This is a genomic window from Methanobrevibacter sp. (assembly GCF_030539665.1).
GTDB lineage: Archaea > Methanobacteriota > Methanobacteria > Methanobacteriales > Methanobacteriaceae > Methanocatella.
In genome coordinates, this window is record NZ_JAUNXR010000004.1 from 164,738 (window position 1) to 179,619 (window position 14,882).

Genomic DNA, 14,882 nt, shown 5'->3' on the forward strand with positions numbered 1-14,882 from the left:
GAATTTAAATTTTTAAAAAGGTGGTATCTGTGAATGTACAGTCAGATGTAAACATAGGTTTAGTTGGTCATGTAGATCACGGTAAGACAACTCTTACTAAGGCGTTATCTGGAATATGGACTGATACTCACAGTGAAGAAACAAAAAGAGGTATTTCAATACGTTTAGGTTATGCGGATATTGAATTTAGAAAATGTCCTAACTGTGATGAACCTGAATGCTATACTACTTCTGAGACTTGTGAAAACTGTGGAACTGAAACCGAATTGGTTAAAAAAGTATCATTTGTAGACGCTCCAGGACACGAAACTCTTATGGCAACTATGTTATCTGGTGCTGCAATAATGGATGGTGCAGTTTTGGTTATAGCTGCAAACGAGGAATGTCCACAACCACAAACTAAAGAACATTTGATGGCTCTTGACGTTATTGGTGTTAAGGATGTTATTGTAGTTCAAAATAAAATCGATATAGTTTCTAAGGAAAGAGCTATTGAAAGTTATAATGAAATTAAAGAATTTGTTAAAGGTACTTGTGCAGAAGATGCTCCTATTATACCAGTATCTGCTCAACAAGGTGCAAATATTGATATATTAATCGAAGCAATGATTAATTTAATTAAAGCTCCTGAAAGGAATAAGGATGTTAGTGCTTTAATGCATGTTGCTAGATCATTTGATATTAACAAACCAGGATCAAATGCAGACAAACTTAAAGGAGGAGTTATTGGAGGAACTTTGGTTCAAGGTACTTTAAAAGTTGGAGATACTATTGAAGTAAGGCCTGGAATCAGTAACGATAACAAATGGATTAACTTGAAATCTGAAATTATCGGTCTTGAAGCTAATGGTGAAAATGTTGACGAAGTAGGTCCTGGAGGACTTATCGGTGTTGCAACCAAATTGGATCCATCTTTAACAAAAGCTGATTCATTGTCCGGTTCCGTAGCTGGTGAAGTAGATACATTGCCTGATGTATTGTACAGCTTCGAAATGAAGGTTAACTTACTTGATAGAGTGGTAGGTACTAAGGAAGAACGTGAAGTAGCTCCTATTAAACTTAAAGAACCTTTAATGATTAACTGTGGTACAACAACTACAATCGGTGTTGTAACTTCAACCAAAAACAATATCGTAACCGTAAACCTTAAATTGCCTGTTTGTGCAAGTAAAGGAGATAGGGTTGCTTTAAGTCGTAGGGTTGGAGCTCGTTGGAGATTAATTGGATACGGTATTATCGAATAGGATTTGAGGAGTACTTTATGGACTCTAAAGAGATTTTTATCGATACCAATTTTTTCATGGTTCCATTTCAATTCAATGTTGATGTGATTGACGAACTAGAGAAAAAATTACCTTCCTATAAATTAATAGCCCCTAGCTTTGTTATCGATGAGTTGTATGGACTCAAGCATAACAGCAAAGGAAAAACAAGATTAAATGCTGGTATGGCTCTCAAATTAGCTAAAAGTTCTCCTGTTGAAATAAAGGATATTTCATTGCTGGAGAATGAAACCGTTGATGATGCTTTATTAAGAATATCAGATGTGCTCGCCACAAATGATATTGAATTGAAAAAACGTGCAAAAAAAGATGGTATATCAGTAGTTTATTTAAGACAGAAAAAATATATTGCTATTGATGGTAAAACATTGTAAAATAATTGATTATATTTATAGAAATTGGTGATTAAATGAATCTATGGAATGAAATTGATGCAGGCCCTGATGTTCCAGACATCGTTACTGCAGTAATTGAAGTGCCAAAGGGTTCTAGAAACAAATATGAATATGATAAGGACAAAGAAGCTTTCATATTAGATAGAGTTTTATATTCACCGGTTTTTTATCCAGCTGACTATGGTTTCATTCCAAGGTCTCTATACCATGATGGAGATCCTATGGATGTGCTTGTGCTTATAGAGCAACCTACATTTTCTGGATGTCTTGTTGATGTAAGGCCTATTGGTGTTATGGGGATGATTGATGGTGGAGATAACGATTATAAAATCCTAGCTGTTCCTGTTAATGATCCGCGTTATGATGAAGTTAATGACATTAGTGATGTTCCAAAACATCTTTTAAAAGAAATTGAACATTTTTTTAGCGTTTATAAACATCTTGAAGGTAAAGATGTTAAAACTTTAGGTTGGCAAGATGCTGAAGCCGCTAAAAAAGAAATAATCGAATCTTTAGATTTATTTATTAAAAAATATGATTAAGAGGGATAATCTTGTATTACATGACAAAAATTGAGGATACTGTAAGAATTCCACCTTATAGATTTGATGATCCTCTTGAAGAAGTAGCTCTCCAAACTTTAAACGACACTTATGATGGTCGCTTAGATAAAAAATTAGGTTTGCTTATTTGTGTAAATGAAATTGAAGAAATAGGTGAAGGTAAGCTTATTATGGGTGATGGAGCTTCATACCATAAAGTTGTGTTTAATGCAGTTTTCTTTAAACCTGAACAACAAGAAGTAATTGATGGTGAAGTTATCGAAATAGCTGAATTCGGTGCTTTTGTAAGAATTGGACCTATGGATGGTTTAGTTCATGTTTCTCAAGTTACTGATGATTATATTAACTATGATTCAAGAGGAGAAACTCTTATTGCAAGCGAATCTAACAAAACTCTTGGTGCAGGAGATTTAGTAAGATCCAGAATTGTAGCTATCAGTCTTAAAGATAATTCAACCAAAAATACTAAGATTGGTCTCACCATGAGACAAAACGGTTTAGGTAGGTTTGAATGGATTGAACAGGCTAAAGAAAAAAGTAAGAAGGGTAAAAAATGAAGGCTTGTACACAATGTAAAAGATTAACAACCAAAGACGTTTGTGATGTTTGCGGTAATCCCACTTCTGACAATTGGAGTGGTCTTTTAATTATAACTGATCCTGAAGAATCTGATTTAGCTAAAGAATTAAATATTGAACTTGCTGGTGAATACTGTTTAATCGTAAGATAGAAGGTTTTATTTTGTTCCGTTTAGATCCAGATTTAAATAAAGATGTAATATCTGAGCTTAAAAAGCCATTAGGTGATTTGTATCCTAATTTCGAGGATGCCTTGGATATTATTACATCAGCGAAATTTTTGATTTCAGCTGGAGATGAAACTTTTAATAATCTTATTGAACATAATATTCTACCAGATGTGGGAATTATTGACAATTTAATTCAAAGAAAGAGTCATGCTCATGATTTATCAAAATTGGACAATATTTTAAAGGCTAAAAATCCTGCAGGTACTATTACTGAGAATCTATGGGAAACCATAGAAAAATCTATAGAATTGGCTGATAAGGGTGATAATCAGGTAATTGTTGTAGATGGGGAAGAAGATCTTGCAGTTCTTCCTTGTATTCTAATAGCTCCTGAAGATACCATTGTTTTATATGGACAACCAAATGAGGGGTTAGTACTTTTAAATGTTTCTAATTTAAAGACAAAAGCTCAAGAGCTTTTAAACGGTTTTATAAAAGAATAGAGGTTTAACTATGGAAATTACTATTATTGAAGAAAAAGAAAACAAACTCTTTAACAGAAATGAAGTAAAGTTTTATGTAGAATATGAAGGAGAAGCAACTCCAAAACTTTTAGATGTTAAATCTAAATTAGTTGCTTTATTAAATACCAAAAAAGATTTAATTGTTGTAGATAACATCCAACCTCACTATGGTGAACCTAAAGCATTAGGTTATGCAAAAATCTACGCAACTCCTGAAGATTTAAAATACATTGAAACTGAAGCAGTTATTGCTAAAAATACTGAAGTTGAAGAACCTGCTGAAGAAGATGAAGAATAGATGGAGGGTTATAATATGAAAGTATCCAGTCTTTACAAAGTTGATGGAGATAAATTAGAAAGAAAAAATCCTATTTGTCCACGTTGTTCCGATGGTGTATTTATGGCTGATCATGGTGATAGATACGCATGTGGTAAATGTGGTTACACTGAAATTAAAAAAGATTAGATTTAATCTTTTTTTACACTATTTTTTTTTTAAAAGGTGATTATTGTGGCTATAAGAGATGGAAGGCTTAAAACTGAAATGACTGATGAGGCTGCTGAATATAATTCATCTTTAGAATTTGATAAAATTATTTTTGAAGCTGATATTAAAACTAATTTTGCTCACACTTCAATGCTCAAGCATCAAAAAATCATTGATGAAGAAACTGCTGATAAGATATTGGAAGCATTAGACAAGTTGAAAGAAGAAGGTTTGGATGCATTAGTTTTGGATCATTCAGTTGAAGACGTACATATGGCTATTGAAAAATATGTCATTGATATTGTAGGTCCTGAAGCAGGATTCATGCATACTGCAAAATCAAGAAACGATCAGGTTGCAACTGATTTGAGACTTGTTTTACGTGAAAGAATTAGAAGCATTCAGGTAGGAATCCTAAATTTCATTGAAGGAATAGTTGAATTTGCCAAAGACCATTTGGAAACCGTTTTCATTGGTTATACACACCTTCAGCATGCACAGCCTATTACCGTTGCACATCATTTGATGGCTCATGTTCAGGCTCTTAAAAGGGATTATGAACGTTTGGATGACACCTATAAAAGGGTAAATCTTAATCCTTTGGGTTCTGCAGCCATGACCACTACCAGTTTTCCTATTGATAGGGAATTAACCACCAAATTGCTTGGTTTTGACAGCTATCTTGAAAACTCTATGGATGGTGTTTCAGCAAGGGATTTCATTGCAGAAACAGTTTTTGACTTGTCTTGTTTATGCACTACTTTAGCTAAAATTTGCGAAGAGCTTATTTTATGGAGCACTTATGAATTCGGCATTGTTGAAATTGCAGATGAATACTCCTCTACTTCTTCAATCATGCCTCAAAAGAAAAATCCTGATATTGCAGAGCTTGCACGTGGAAAATCCACTGTTGTTACAGGAGAGTTAATGACTATTTTAAGCATTTTAAAAGCGATTCCATATACTTACAATAAGGATTTGCAAGAAATAACTCCTCATTTGTGGAATGCCTGTGATGTGGCAGAGTCCACATTAAGCATTGTAACTAAAATGTTGCTGTCAGTTGAATTCAATGAGGAAAGATGTTTGGAATTGGCTGGTAAAAACTTTGCTACTGCTACAGACTTGGCTGATATCATGGTTCGCGAAAGAGGCATTCCTTTCAGAACTGCACATCAGATTGTTGGTAGGATCGTTAATGAGGCTACAGAGCAGAATTTGGCTGAAGAGGATATTACTTCCCAATATGTTGATGATGTAGCTGTTGAATTGGGCTTTGAAAAGCTCGAGCTTGACGATGATTTGATTCAAAAGGCTCTTAATCCTTTGGAAAACGTTAAAATGAGAAAAGTTCCAGGAGGTCCTTCTCCTGAAATGGTTAAGTTAGCCATGACTAATATTTCTGATTTTTTAAACGAGGAATATGAGAAAAGAGGAATTTAATCTTCTTTTTCACTTTTTTCTTTTTTTAATTCTTCAACATAACTTTCATGTATTTCTTCTGCCATTTCGGCATTTCCTTCAATGATTGGCCCTATATATCCGCAGGTGTAGCATTTCCACATTGACCAGTTTTGGGGTATTATCCATTTTACTTTTGTTGATCCGCATCTTGGACAAATTTTAAATAACATACCTATCACCTATTTTTTTTTATTTGGTTTTGTAGAAACTCCATATTAAATCTAATGCCTCTCCGGGTTCCAGTGCCGCTGAACGTGTTTCCCTCAATATTCTTTGGATGGAATATTTCTTGTGGTATGGGTATTTTTTATGTGTTTCGTAAAGCAATGGACATCCAAAGCCTTCAAATTCCTGAACATTGTATTCTCGAGTTATTGTTTTTATTTCTTGTTTTCCTGCTGCCAAGCTTGCAGGGAGGTTGAGTCTTGTGATGTTTCCTTCCTGTTTTGTCAGGCATTGTGTTCCTGTTGACAGCATATCTCCAAATATTACGATTGGTATTTTGTTTTCAATTGCAAACTTGTTTACTTCCCTCTCTGTATTTTTTGAACATCTTCCGCAGGGATGGATGTTTCCACTTAACGATTCCTTTATTACATCGGAATAGTCTGTTTTGATGTAGTGGTGAGGGACATTCAATTGTTTCACTAGATTGTTGATGTTTTTTTTAAATTGATTTGGAAGTATTATTGTTCCGGGATTTACAGTTATGGAAATTGGATTGAAGCCTAATTTTTTTGCAAGAATTAGTGAAAAACTACTGTCTACTCCACCAGATAATGCAACTACTGCATCATGTGTTTCACTTTCATTTATTTCATGTTCTAACATATAGCTATTCAAATCAAATTGGTATAACTTTTCAAGTTTTTCACTTACTAGGGATTCCAATGACTCTATTCCAACGGAATTGTTGTCAAAATTCTGCAATGTCCTGTATGACAGCTCCAATTTGTACTGCTTTAAAAGGAAATCGCCATAACTCTCAACATGTATCTTGTTCAGGCCAGTCTTTTCCCTCAATTTTCCAACTACCCAACCCCCTTTTCCAATGATCGAGGATTTGTCGGGACGGTCCTCTGTAATGATCCACAGTTCATTTTTCTTTTCATCAAAGTGAATGTCCTTTATGTGGATATCATTTGGTTCATGGCCTATTTGTTCTCTGATTTTGTTTATATCGTCTAAAAGGGTTTCTTTGGAATACACTTTTTCACCATTTTTGTAAGAATAGCAAAATATATAGTTAACTAATTTTATATAATAATACATAGTGAATTTATAATATTAATCATTATGGTGGATGAGTATGGTTAAGTTTTTAGGAAAGGTTGGAAGTAATAACGAAACTAGAAATTATAGCATTCCAAGGTTTCCTCCATCTGAAAACATAAAGTTTGGAGTGAACTATAGGGAAGGTTCCAGACCGCCGATTATAGGCAATAACCACATCATTCGTTCAAATTCCATTATTTACAATGATGTTGTAATTGGAAATAACTTTAAAACCGGCCATAATGTTGTAATCAGGGAAAATACAAACATTGGAGATGATGTCCTTATCGGAACAAACACCGTGATTGAAGGTGATGTTGTAATAGGAGACAACGTAAGTATCCAGTCAAACGTTTACATTCCTACAAACACCATCATAGAAGACAATGTTTTTATTGGTCCTTGTGCTTGTTTTACCAATGACAAATATCCTGTACGTGTAAATTATGAATTGCAGGGCCCTAAAATAAGAAGGGGAGCTTCAATAGGTGGAAATACTACTTTTTTATCAAACGTTGAGGTTTGTGAGGGAGCTATTGTAGCTGCAGGGGCTATTGTGATACACAGCGTACCTCCATTTTATTTAGCTATCGGAACTCCTGCAAAAATCAAGCCATTGCCTGATCATCTTAGAGTTCCAAACATGATTTAGCTAATTTGTTTGATAATGTCCTAAAAGTTTATATATGATTAAATAATATTTTATAATAATCAATTATATAGGAGATATTCAAATGAAATGGAAATGTAAAATTTGTGGATATGTGTATGATGAAGAAGAAGGTGAGCCTGACAGAGGAATCGAAGCAGGTACCAAATTTGAAGATCTTCCAGACTCATACAAATGCCCTATTTGTGGTGCAGCTAAAAGTATGTTTGTCGAAATTGAATAAATTTATAGGAGATTAAATAATGGCAACTTATATTTGTAAAGTATGTGGATATGTATACGACCCTGCAAATGGAGATGCAAACGCTGGAATTGAAGCTGGAACTTCTTTTGAAGACTTACCAGATGATTGGGTTTGCCCATTATGCGGTGTAGGAAAAGAACAATTTGAAGAACAATAAATAGTTTTTTAAACTCTTTTCTTTTTTTTTAAATTTTCAGGTGATTATATGCAGAAATGGAGATGTAAAAAGTGCGGGTATGTATATGACCCGGAAGAAGGAGCTCCTGGATTTAAAATTGGAACTGCCTTTGAAGATTTACCCGATTCCTTCAAATGTCCAACCTGTGGAGCGACAAAACCGTTTTTCAGAAAAATGAGAGATTAATTCTCAATTTTCTTTAAAGGTTCTCTGTTTTTGTATTTGACATTTATTTTTGATGAAAACTTTTTAAAAAGATTTTTAATATCTATATTTTTGGCACTTATCACTTCATAGCTGACTTTTTCTTTAAATTCTTTATTTATTACAAATAACCCGTTTTCCCTGATTTCTTTTTCCACAATTTTCATGTCAGCATATTCAAAATTAATTGTATATATGTCATACAATTCGATTTCAACGATTTCACTGTTGTTGATGGCTTCCAAAACAGATTTCCCATATGCCCTTACAAGACCTCCGGCACCTAGTTTTATTCCTCCAAAATAACGAGTTACAATAGCTGTGATGTTGTGGAGGTCATTTTTTCTCAATGCATTGAGCATGGGCTTTCCGGCTGTTCCGCTAGGTTCCCCGTTGTCGTCATAACCTTCCCCATCTATTGTTATGTAGGCGGTGCAATTGTGGGTGGCATCGGAATAAATTTCAGATATCTTTTGGATTATTTCCTTGCTCTCGGCCTTGGTGTTTGTTGGGAATAGTCTGCAGATAAACTGCGATTTTTTTATTTTGATTTCGCTTTGACTTTCTTTAGCTATTGTTTTCATGATTTTCACTAGTTTAATAATAATGTTTATATAAAATTTTCACCTATATTTAATTAAAAAAATTTCAGGTGATATCTTGTCAAAAAAATCAGCAACCGTTTTTGTTATTTTTATAGTAGCCATTATCGCTTTTTGCTTAGCTAATGTGGTTGCATCAATGGTTGGAACTTATTCATTAAATGTTTTTGATAATGATGATTTGGTTAACAATACAACTGATTTAAACGACACTAATGACTCTTACATTAATGTTGAAACTTCAAGTTCAGATAATGTTAAATCTGAGGATGTTTATGTTTCAGACAATAGTTATGATAACCCGGGTGGGGACACTCCTCAGGTGGAGCCTGTAAACCCTGATCCACAGACAAATGTAACTTATTAAACATTATCTTTTTTTTTACTTTTTTTTAAAAATCCAATAACTTTTCGGTGTCGAAGATTACTGAGTTGATTGCTAATTCTAAGAGTTGTTTTCCGTATACTTCATCAACATAAACCCCATTTTCTTTTACATCCATTGCACCTGCTTCAATGTTAGGGTCATTTTTACGAGCTTCATTAAAACCATATAGGCCAACCTCTTCATATTTCTCCAAGTTGGTTTGGTTTTCAACTTCATTCTCGTTTATTATTCCCAAAACCTTTGCCATTGATAGCTCTCCGCTGCCTCCATGAGGTCCTTCTGAGTCAATCATCTTGTTGTTGAGAATTATAATCAGTCCGGTTTCGTCTTCAATGGTGGCCAATTCTGTTGTTATTGGAATGTTTCCTCCATGGGCATTTACGATAATCGCCTTCTCAATTCCCAAATATTCCTTTGCACTGTTTAGCGTGGAAATGATATTGTCCCTTAGCTCTTCCAGTGATACGTGCTTTCCGTGATTTATCTCATCCAGTTCATGTGCTGGATATATAATTCCTAAAAATTTAGCACCGCATTTTAAGGAAGCTTCAAGAGCTATGTATGCAGCTATTTTTGCGTCAGTGTCAATTGGAAGTGCAGGCCCATGGTTTTCCAAATGTGATCCAAGGGCAATGATTCCGATTTTATGAATGTCTGGATTGTGTATGTTTCCTGCTGAGAGTCTTAATTCAACCATTTTAAAGCCTCACAATTCAAAGTTCCAGATTGCATCTCCAACATAATGTTTTGTTTCAATTGCCTTTCCGGAATCGTTTTCAACCATTTCTGGACCGGTGATTAAACTTATTCCAATAGCTAATGGTTTCTTGTGGGTTTCATCAATAATGAGGACAATATCTCCCTCTTCGATATCATCACTTGCAGCTACAATTCCAGGACTCATAACATCTGCGCCATTTGTTACGAATCTGATGGCTCCCTTGTCCACTTCCACGGTTTTAGCATCAAATTCATTAGCGAGGGCTGCTTTAAGTGTTGGGAAGTATTCTCCATCAATAATGATTAGGTTAGGTTCATTGTCAACCAATATGAATGAGTAAGGGTCTGCTTCTAGAATTTCCACATTCTTTTTGTTTTCAAGAATTGTGCTGTATTCTCCAAGTTCGTTTTTAATTTCTTTTATTTTCTTTTTCTTCAAGAAATTTCTTTTTTTTACTTTCATTTTCATCCCTTTTCTAATGTTATTTTATTAAGATATATTATTTTATTATAGTTAAATTTATTATGGTATTAGATTTTAATTAATAATATAAAGAGGTTTTTGGTTTTACTCTTAATTTTGTTTGTTTTATTTTGATAAAATCAATTTTTTAATCTTATATCCAAAAAATCAATTACATTTATATATTAGTTTATCCATATAATTTAATATTAGTTTTAATTAGGTTTATTCATTAATCTAATTAGTTCACTTCTAATATTTTGGCTATATGGGATTCAATTCTTTATAGTTTATTTTAAAAATTTGATTTAAATAAATAGTAATAGGTGATATTGTGAGCGGACAAAATGTTCAAAGACCACTTGATGCATTAGGCAAAGCTGTCAACTCTCCAGTTTTAATAAAACTCAAAGGAGATCGTGAATTTAGAGGAATACTTAAGAGTTTTGACTTACACATGAATTTAGTTCTTAACGATGCAGAAGAATTACAAGATGGAGAAGTTACTAGAAGACTTGGTGTCGTTCTTATTAGAGGAGACAACATTGTTTATATTTCACCATAAATACTATTATGATTTTATATATGTTTTAAATCAACTTTAAAGCATATTTTATTTTTGCAATTAATTAAAGGAGGTGTATCAATGTCAAAGGGAACTCCATCAATGGGTAAAAAGAATAAAAAGACCCATATAAGATGCAGAAGATGTGGTAGAAACACTTACCACTTACGTAAAAAAGTATGTGCTTCTTGTGGATTTGGTAAATCCAAAAAACTCAGAAGATACAGCTGGCAAAATAAAAAACCAACTACTAGACAAAGATTAGTATAATCAATCTTTGTTTAGGAGATTACTCTTTTTTAGTAATCTCTCAAAACTTATTTTTTTAAAAAAAAATTATAATTCGTCTTCAACAGCATCCCAGAGATCTGTTGCCCAATTCTGTTTTCCGTCAATTACCATATCAAGTAATCTAATTTTATTGTCCTTAAAACGGAATAGTCTGTAATCCACTGTTTTTTTATCTTCCTTATTGCAGTCTAGGTATAGGCCTTCATCATATTCTTCTTCAAAGTCTCCTGCCTTTACGAAATCGCCTACAAGGGAATATCCGTTTTTAACGCTTTTGTCCAATTCATCTACAGTTTTCAGCCATCCGCCGTTGGCCCTGAACTTTATGTCAGGATCTATTTTCTTTATTTCATCGCTCCAATTGACTAGCATTTTAATCACTTTTTTATTATTTGGATTATTTTTTTTATAAAGTAGTTGCGAGAGCATTTGATAGGTATTATTTCATTCAGGATATTCCTTGTTATGTTGAATTATCCAAGCTATTTATTTTTAAGCTCTTCATTTTTTCTTTTCTCTATTTAGAAACTCCCATATCGAATTTGCATTTTTTTGCACATCGGTATTTGTTAAATTTTGGCTAAAACTTGATTAATTATGGGGTACAATTAGAAACATTTATATACTTGATTAAAATACTATTATGTAATCAATTAGGAGATGATTAATATGCAAATAGAAGAAATTATTGATATTTTAAAAGCAGACTTTGATTGTGACGAAAGCGGCCTCGATTGGCAAGAACACAAATACTTGTTCGAAAACGATGGTGAAAATGCATACGACATTAAAGTAAATGGAATTACCGTACCTTTCGTATTCTCTGTTTTCGCAACCGATGATCAAGTATTAATCTTTAGTAAAGGCGACTTAGTACTTGCTGAAGTGCCAAGAGAAATTATCGAAACTATTGAAGTAATTAAAAAATAATTACTTTAATTTTTTATTTTATCTTTTTTTATTAATTTTAATTACTGCTTATTTTATTTGATGGATTTTTTGAGTATTCTCATAACTTGAAAAATTTATATTGTTGTTTTAGAAATTCATATTTTGTTTCTTTCAGTGTTTTTTCTTTGATATTCATTAAAAAAATTTATTAGATATTATTTACAAATTCTTAATCAATAATATTTTAAAATTTATTAAGTAAATTTGTTAATGTGATAATTTAAATAGTTGTTTTATTTCATTAATTTATTCATTTGGTTGTTAAGTGTATGTTTTGTTAGAAAAAATTTCAAATAATGCAAATTTTATCTTGAAATTCAATATTGATAATTAAAACATTGATAATTTAATTTATTTTATAATGCAAATTGTTGGAGTAGTAATTGGGGCAACTGGCTTTGGATTTAATTTATTAGCTGAGGATTTTGATGAAGGATTTACTTGGAAAAAATTGGAAGACGCAATGGTCACTACAGGTACAGAATATGTAATCGCCTTTTCTACACTTCCACTTCCAACTCCATGAGGTGTTATAATGACATTATCTTATAAAAAACGAATACTTTTACTATCTTTATTTCTGATAATTTTTGTAAGCTTGATGATTATTGGATTATTTAAATCCATGGCACCCCTTTTCATTCTGCTTGCATTGGTGGCATTTAGTGGACTTATTTTTGTATCCTATTATTTGGATGAATTGAATGACAGGTTTGATTTGAACATTCCTAAGGAGGCATATGAAACATTCAATTTCAAATTTAGTTTCGGTTCATATTACCAATTAAATGCAATAATGAATTTTTCTTTCGTTACAGTTTTTATTGCGCTTTTCATACTTTTAGTTATTATGGGAAATTTTGTTGAAGGATATTCAATTACCACTTCAGCAGTCATATGCATTGTAGGGGCAATTCCTTTTGTAGGAATGGGATTGAGACATAGGACATTCAATGACGACAGCAGATTTTATGGGGATGATGGTTATGGCATAGGTTATTCTCCTAATTATTACTTTGCTGTTTCAGCCTTTGTTTGCTGGTTTGGATATATTTCAGCATATTTTTCAAATTCCATTATGAATGGAGCAATATTGTTTATAGCAACCACCTTCTGCTATTCATGGTTGCTGTTCCCGGATAAATATAATAAGTACCTGCCCTTTGAGAATAGGAGCGACTATGGATGCTATCTTTATTTGGGAATAATTGCAGTTTTCTTTATAATCTTTTTAAAGTCATATGCTCCTCCAAGCATTCTGGAATTCATATCTTCAAGAGGACGAAAATTCAGGTAAACTATTAAAAGATTGAATTAACAATTCAATCATTTCATTTTTCACGTGATTATTATGAGTTATAAATCAAGAATGGGTTCAATAATTGTATTAAGCATAGCATTAATATCCATGATGCTTCTGTTGGGTTTTAAAAACAATAGGATTTTGGCCGTAAAGGCGATTTTCATATATCTGGTGGCAATGAGCGGTCCCTTTTTCACATTATATTATTTGGAGGAATTGAATGATCGTCTGAAACTGGGGTTGCCTGAACAGTATTTCAAATCATTTTTGTCAATAATCAACTATCAGTTTATTTCACTCTTGATACTGTCGCTGGTTACATTTTCAATAGCGCTGTTTTTGTTTTTGGCACTCTTTACTCACTTGCCGCTATGGCTATCCGCAGCAATTTCCATAATATCTGCATTTCCTGCCCTTGGGGTGGGATTGAGAAGGGATTGTTTCAATGACAGCAGCAAATTGGATGACGGCATTCATTTTGTACCTGGTGCATGGGGGACTTATAATATGGTTGAAAGCGGCTATGATCCTACAATATTTTATTTACTCAGCCTGGCGATTTGTCTTGTTGGATTTTCATCTTTGCTGTTTGTCCATTCCCTTTTCAACCGATTCATGATTTGCTCAGTAACCGTGTTCTGTTATTTCCTGGTCATATTTCCAGACAAGGTCAACAGGTTTTTGCCTTTTGACAACAGGGGAATTGAAGGTCTGGTAGCTTATGCAATTATTATCATTATAATATTCGGCTGCCTGATTTATTTTTTCCTGCCACAGGAATTCATAAATGTCCTCTCCGGCCACATATGAAAAATAAACAAGCGTAATTAAATTTATATAAAAATAATTCATAAATATAACATATACTATATAAATGGTTATAATTATGAATTTATTTGAAAAATTTGACATTGTTCCTAACAACACCGAGCTTTATGACATTGCCTTCACTCATGGCTCATATGGCATAGAGCATGATGTTGACTATAATTATGAAAGGTTGGAGTTTCTTGGAGATTCTGTTTTAAACCTTATTGTTTCCGAGTATCTTTACAATAAATTTCCTCAATTTGAAGAGGGAAAGCTAACCAAGCTCAGAGCTAATTATGTCTGCCAGACCGCTTTGATTCACTATTCTCATGAATTGGGATTGGATGAATATCTGAAAGTCTATACTGAGGAAAACGGAATATCCAACAATGAAATACTGTCAATAACTGCAGATATTTTCGAATCATTTTTAGGAGCAATATTTTTAGATCAGGGAATAGAATTTGCAAAGGATTATATTTCAAAAATCATTTTTAAATACATTGACGAACAGAAAATATTCTTTTTCGACTACAAGTCCACAATCAAGGAGTATGGGGATGCTGAGGAAGCAGCCATAGAATATGAAGTCGTTGAAGAATATGGAGTTCCTCATGATAAAACTTTTATAATTCGTATTTTAATCGATGGCGAGGAATTTGGCGTCGGAAAGGGAAAGAGCAAAAAAGACGCTGAACAGGACGCCGCTAAAAAGGCAATGGATGTATTGGGTATTGAATTGTATGGGAGATAA

Annotated in this window: 27 protein-coding genes; 21 read left to right on the forward strand and 6 right to left on the reverse strand. The window is 33.1% G+C overall.

The window, feature by feature from the left end; genetic code table 11:
• Window positions 1-29: 29 nt before the first annotated feature.
• The 9 genes from Q4P18_RS06400 to argH are packed head-to-tail and all read left to right on the forward strand — an operon-like array spanning window position 30 to window position 5,443.
• Window positions 30-1,244, forward strand: a complete 1,215-nt coding sequence (locus Q4P18_RS06400) for a translation initiation factor IF-2 subunit gamma (RefSeq protein WP_303336949.1) — start codon at window positions 30-32, stop codon at window positions 1,242-1,244.
• A gap of 17 nt (window positions 1,245-1,261) precedes the next feature.
• Complete coding sequence (locus tag Q4P18_RS06405) at window positions 1,262-1,657, forward strand: PIN domain-containing protein (protein ID WP_303336952.1); 396 nt, start codon at window positions 1,262-1,264, stop codon at window positions 1,655-1,657.
• Window positions 1,658-1,692: 35 nt separating this feature from the next.
• On the forward strand, window positions 1,693-2,220 hold the full coding sequence (locus Q4P18_RS06410) for an inorganic diphosphatase (RefSeq protein ID WP_303336954.1): 528 nt from the start codon (window positions 1,693-1,695) through the stop codon (window positions 2,218-2,220).
• A 20-nt stretch (window positions 2,221-2,240) separates the two neighbouring features.
• Window positions 2,241-2,798, forward strand: a complete 558-nt coding sequence (locus Q4P18_RS06415) for a DNA-directed RNA polymerase (RefSeq protein WP_303337238.1) — start codon at window positions 2,241-2,243, stop codon at window positions 2,796-2,798.
• Window positions 2,795-2,971 carry a transcription elongation factor subunit Spt4 gene (gene spt4 / locus Q4P18_RS06420; protein ID WP_303336957.1) on the forward strand — a complete coding sequence of 59 codons (177 nt, stop codon included), beginning with the start codon at window positions 2,795-2,797 and terminating at the stop codon, window positions 2,969-2,971. Before Q4P18_RS06415 ends, spt4 begins: the two co-directional genes overlap by 4 nt.
• An 11-nt stretch (window positions 2,972-2,982) precedes the next feature.
• Window positions 2,983-3,492 carry a GTP-dependent dephospho-CoA kinase family protein gene (locus Q4P18_RS06425; RefSeq protein WP_303336960.1) on the forward strand — a complete coding sequence of 170 codons (510 nt, stop codon included), beginning with the start codon at window positions 2,983-2,985 and terminating at the stop codon, window positions 3,490-3,492.
• A gap of 10 nt (window positions 3,493-3,502) precedes the next feature.
• The gene (locus Q4P18_RS06430) at window positions 3,503-3,811 is read left to right on the forward strand and encodes a 30S ribosomal protein S24e (protein WP_303336961.1); all 309 of its coding nucleotides are present in this window, start codon (window positions 3,503-3,505) and stop codon (window positions 3,809-3,811) included.
• A 15-nt stretch (window positions 3,812-3,826) separates the two neighbouring features.
• Window positions 3,827-3,979, forward strand: coding sequence for a 30S ribosomal protein S27ae (locus Q4P18_RS06435; RefSeq protein ID WP_303336963.1), 153 nt, complete (start codon window positions 3,827-3,829; stop codon window positions 3,977-3,979).
• Window positions 3,980-4,024: 45 nt separating this feature from the next.
• Window positions 4,025-5,443, forward strand: a complete 1,419-nt coding sequence (gene argH / locus Q4P18_RS06440; RefSeq protein ID WP_303336966.1) for an argininosuccinate lyase — start codon at window positions 4,025-4,027, stop codon at window positions 5,441-5,443.
• On the opposite strand, the gene Q4P18_RS06445 is transcribed toward argH, so the two are convergent.
• Window positions 5,440-5,640, reverse strand: coding sequence for a hypothetical protein (locus tag Q4P18_RS06445; RefSeq protein ID WP_368660198.1), 201 nt, complete (start codon window positions 5,638-5,640; stop codon window positions 5,440-5,442). The two genes, argH and Q4P18_RS06445, sit on opposite strands and share 4 nt — an antisense overlap.
• Before the next feature lie 13 nt (window positions 5,641-5,653).
• Window positions 5,654-6,673, reverse strand: a complete 1,020-nt coding sequence (locus Q4P18_RS06450) for a 7-cyano-7-deazaguanine synthase (protein ID WP_303336971.1) — start codon at window positions 6,671-6,673, stop codon at window positions 5,654-5,656.
• Window positions 6,674-6,773: 100 nt separating this feature from the next.
• Between Q4P18_RS06450 and Q4P18_RS06455 the strand changes: the two genes are divergently transcribed.
• The 4 genes from Q4P18_RS06455 (at window position 6,774) to Q4P18_RS06470 (ending at window position 8,017) form a co-directional block, all read left to right on the forward strand.
• Entirely contained in the window at window positions 6,774-7,391 is a 618-nt protein-coding gene (locus tag Q4P18_RS06455; protein WP_303336973.1) for an acyltransferase, read from the forward strand.
• 82 nt (window positions 7,392-7,473) lie between these two features.
• Window positions 7,474-7,632, forward strand: coding sequence for a rubredoxin (locus tag Q4P18_RS06460; protein WP_303336975.1), 159 nt, complete (start codon window positions 7,474-7,476; stop codon window positions 7,630-7,632).
• Between the two features lie 19 nt (window positions 7,633-7,651).
• Window positions 7,652-7,810 carry a rubredoxin gene (gene rd, locus Q4P18_RS06465; RefSeq protein WP_303336978.1) on the forward strand — a complete coding sequence of 53 codons (159 nt, stop codon included), beginning with the start codon at window positions 7,652-7,654 and terminating at the stop codon, window positions 7,808-7,810.
• Between the two features lie 48 nt (window positions 7,811-7,858).
• On the forward strand, window positions 7,859-8,017 hold the full coding sequence (locus Q4P18_RS06470) for a rubredoxin (RefSeq protein WP_303336981.1): 159 nt from the start codon (window positions 7,859-7,861) through the stop codon (window positions 8,015-8,017).
• On the opposite strand, the gene Q4P18_RS06475 is transcribed toward Q4P18_RS06470, so the two are convergent.
• Window positions 8,014-8,619 carry a YigZ family protein gene (locus tag Q4P18_RS06475; protein WP_303336984.1) on the reverse strand — a complete coding sequence of 202 codons (606 nt, stop codon included), beginning with the start codon at window positions 8,617-8,619 and terminating at the stop codon, window positions 8,014-8,016. The two genes, Q4P18_RS06470 and Q4P18_RS06475, sit on opposite strands and share 4 nt — an antisense overlap.
• A 76-nt stretch (window positions 8,620-8,695) precedes the next feature.
• Here Q4P18_RS06475 and Q4P18_RS06480 point away from each other — a divergent pair, with 76 nt between their 5' ends.
• Window positions 8,696-9,004 (forward strand): hypothetical protein, encoded by a 309-nt coding sequence (locus Q4P18_RS06480; protein ID WP_303336987.1) that lies wholly within the window; start codon window positions 8,696-8,698, stop codon window positions 9,002-9,004.
• A gap of 25 nt (window positions 9,005-9,029) precedes the next feature.
• Here Q4P18_RS06480 and arfB read toward each other — a convergent pair whose 3' ends face one another.
• Together arfB and Q4P18_RS06490 are read right to left on the reverse strand one after the other, a co-directional pair.
• Entirely contained in the window at window positions 9,030-9,722 is a 693-nt protein-coding gene (arfB, locus tag Q4P18_RS06485) for a 2-amino-5-formylamino-6-ribosylaminopyrimidin-4(3H)-one 5'-monophosphate deformylase (RefSeq protein ID WP_303336990.1), read from the reverse strand.
• A gap of 9 nt (window positions 9,723-9,731) precedes the next feature.
• Window positions 9,732-10,214, reverse strand: a complete 483-nt coding sequence (locus Q4P18_RS06490) for an RNA-binding protein (protein ID WP_303336993.1) — start codon at window positions 10,212-10,214, stop codon at window positions 9,732-9,734.
• A gap of 328 nt (window positions 10,215-10,542) precedes the next feature.
• Here Q4P18_RS06490 and Q4P18_RS06495 point away from each other — a divergent pair, with 328 nt between their 5' ends.
• Window positions 10,543-10,773, forward strand: a complete 231-nt coding sequence (locus Q4P18_RS06495; protein ID WP_178648126.1) for an LSm family protein — start codon at window positions 10,543-10,545, stop codon at window positions 10,771-10,773.
• An 81-nt stretch (window positions 10,774-10,854) separates the two neighbouring features.
• Complete coding sequence (locus tag Q4P18_RS06500; RefSeq protein ID WP_303337000.1) at window positions 10,855-11,043, forward strand: 50S ribosomal protein L37e; 189 nt, start codon at window positions 10,855-10,857, stop codon at window positions 11,041-11,043.
• 66 nt (window positions 11,044-11,109) lie between these two features.
• On the opposite strand, the gene Q4P18_RS06505 is transcribed toward Q4P18_RS06500, so the two are convergent.
• A complete protein-coding gene (locus Q4P18_RS06505) occupies window positions 11,110-11,436 on the reverse strand; it encodes a hypothetical protein (RefSeq protein ID WP_303337002.1) in 327 nt (108 codons plus the stop codon).
• A gap of 297 nt (window positions 11,437-11,733) precedes the next feature.
• Here Q4P18_RS06505 and Q4P18_RS06510 point away from each other — a divergent pair, with 297 nt between their 5' ends.
• The 5 genes from Q4P18_RS06510 (at window position 11,734) to rnc (ending at window position 14,882) form a co-directional block, all read left to right on the forward strand.
• Window positions 11,734-11,994 carry a hypothetical protein gene (locus Q4P18_RS06510; protein WP_303337004.1) on the forward strand — a complete coding sequence of 87 codons (261 nt, stop codon included), beginning with the start codon at window positions 11,734-11,736 and terminating at the stop codon, window positions 11,992-11,994.
• A 382-nt stretch (window positions 11,995-12,376) separates the two neighbouring features.
• Window positions 12,377-12,541, forward strand: a complete 165-nt coding sequence (locus Q4P18_RS06515; RefSeq protein ID WP_303337007.1) for a hypothetical protein — start codon at window positions 12,377-12,379, stop codon at window positions 12,539-12,541.
• A 75-nt stretch (window positions 12,542-12,616) separates the two neighbouring features.
• A complete protein-coding gene (locus Q4P18_RS06520) occupies window positions 12,617-13,312 on the forward strand; it encodes a hypothetical protein (protein ID WP_303337010.1) in 696 nt (231 codons plus the stop codon).
• A 54-nt stretch (window positions 13,313-13,366) separates the two neighbouring features.
• The gene (locus Q4P18_RS06525; RefSeq protein ID WP_303337012.1) at window positions 13,367-14,128 is read left to right on the forward strand and encodes a hypothetical protein; all 762 of its coding nucleotides are present in this window, start codon (window positions 13,367-13,369) and stop codon (window positions 14,126-14,128) included.
• A gap of 76 nt (window positions 14,129-14,204) precedes the next feature.
• Window positions 14,205-14,882 (forward strand): ribonuclease III, encoded by a 678-nt coding sequence (rnc, locus tag Q4P18_RS06530; protein WP_303337015.1) that lies wholly within the window; start codon window positions 14,205-14,207, stop codon window positions 14,880-14,882.

Bases quoted from the DNA above. Each gene is read 5' to 3' on its own strand.
- Q4P18_RS06405 (WP_303336952.1), top strand. From the start codon at position 1,262: ATGGACTCTAAAGAGATTTTTATCGATACCAATTTTTTCATGGTTCCA.
- Q4P18_RS06410 (WP_303336954.1), top strand. From the start codon at position 1,693: ATGAATCTATGGAATGAAATTGATGCAGGCCCTGATGTTCCAGACATC.
- Q4P18_RS06415 (WP_303337238.1), top strand. From the start codon at position 2,241: ATGACAAAAATTGAGGATACTGTAAGAATTCCACCTTATAGATTTGAT.
- spt4 (WP_303336957.1), top strand. From the start codon at position 2,795: ATGAAGGCTTGTACACAATGTAAAAGATTAACAACCAAAGACGTTTGT.
- Q4P18_RS06430 (WP_303336961.1), top strand. From the start codon at position 3,503: ATGGAAATTACTATTATTGAAGAAAAAGAAAACAAACTCTTTAACAGA.
- Q4P18_RS06435 (WP_303336963.1), top strand. From the start codon at position 3,827: ATGAAAGTATCCAGTCTTTACAAAGTTGATGGAGATAAATTAGAAAGA.
- Q4P18_RS06455 (WP_303336973.1), top strand. From the start codon at position 6,774: ATGGTTAAGTTTTTAGGAAAGGTTGGAAGTAATAACGAAACTAGAAAT.
- Q4P18_RS06460 (WP_303336975.1), top strand. From the start codon at position 7,474: ATGAAATGGAAATGTAAAATTTGTGGATATGTGTATGATGAAGAAGAA.
- rd (WP_303336978.1), top strand. From the start codon at position 7,652: ATGGCAACTTATATTTGTAAAGTATGTGGATATGTATACGACCCTGCA.
- Q4P18_RS06470 (WP_303336981.1), top strand. From the start codon at position 7,859: ATGCAGAAATGGAGATGTAAAAAGTGCGGGTATGTATATGACCCGGAA.
- Q4P18_RS06475 (WP_303336984.1), bottom strand. From the start codon at position 8,619: ATGAAAACAATAGCTAAAGAAAGTCAAAGCGAAATCAAAATAAAAAAA.
- arfB (WP_303336990.1), bottom strand. From the start codon at position 9,722: ATGGTTGAATTAAGACTCTCAGCAGGAAACATACACAATCCAGACATT.
- Q4P18_RS06490 (WP_303336993.1), bottom strand. From the start codon at position 10,214: ATGAAAATGAAAGTAAAAAAAAGAAATTTCTTGAAGAAAAAGAAAATA.
- Q4P18_RS06500 (WP_303337000.1), top strand. From the start codon at position 10,855: ATGTCAAAGGGAACTCCATCAATGGGTAAAAAGAATAAAAAGACCCAT.
- Q4P18_RS06505 (WP_303337002.1), bottom strand. From the start codon at position 11,436: ATGCTAGTCAATTGGAGCGATGAAATAAAGAAAATAGATCCTGACATA.
- Q4P18_RS06510 (WP_303337004.1), top strand. From the start codon at position 11,734: ATGCAAATAGAAGAAATTATTGATATTTTAAAAGCAGACTTTGATTGT.
- Q4P18_RS06515 (WP_303337007.1), top strand. From the start codon at position 12,377: ATGCAAATTGTTGGAGTAGTAATTGGGGCAACTGGCTTTGGATTTAAT.
- Q4P18_RS06520 (WP_303337010.1), top strand. From the start codon at position 12,617: ATGATTATTGGATTATTTAAATCCATGGCACCCCTTTTCATTCTGCTT.
- Q4P18_RS06525 (WP_303337012.1), top strand. From the start codon at position 13,367: ATGAGTTATAAATCAAGAATGGGTTCAATAATTGTATTAAGCATAGCA.
- rnc (WP_303337015.1), top strand. From the start codon at position 14,205: ATGAATTTATTTGAAAAATTTGACATTGTTCCTAACAACACCGAGCTT.